Raw genomic sequence first — 349 nt, 5'->3', positions numbered from 1 at the left:
TGTGCGCCGCCAGGGACTCGAACCCCGGACCCGCTGATTAAGAGTCAGCTGCTCTAACCAACTGAGCTAGCGGCGCCTGCTGACGGGAAAACTCTACAGGACCCGCCAGGGTGCTCCAGACCACCGGGGACGGGGCCGGCGGGGCCCGGGCGGGGGGTGTGCACCATTCGGACCGTCAACATGCGCGTCACGCGGACAGTTGTGAGACTGATCAACGTGCACACACGCGGACATATCCACCCCGAATGTGAGGCAGATCGCATGACGGCTCCGGTGTTCGAGGAATTCGATCCGGTGAGCGACTGCGACTGCCTGGGCTGCGCCCGGTGGCGGCGGCTCGCCCCCCGCC

Annotated in this window: 1 tRNA gene; it reads right to left on the bottom strand. The window is 67.0% G+C overall.

Annotation, left to right across the window (positions count from 1 at the left end):
* Positions 1-2: 2 nt before the first annotated feature.
* Positions 3-76 (bottom strand) — tRNA-Lys (locus tag GT030_RS28895).
* Positions 77-349: the final 273 nt, after the last annotated feature.

It is taken from the genome of Streptomyces sp. SID1328, from assembly GCF_009865595.1.
GTDB classification, from domain to species: domain Bacteria; phylum Actinomycetota; class Actinomycetes; order Streptomycetales; family Streptomycetaceae; genus Streptomyces; species Streptomyces griseoluteus.
Note: the sequence above shows the minus strand (reverse complement) of the source record. Positions and strands in the feature narration are given on the sequence as shown.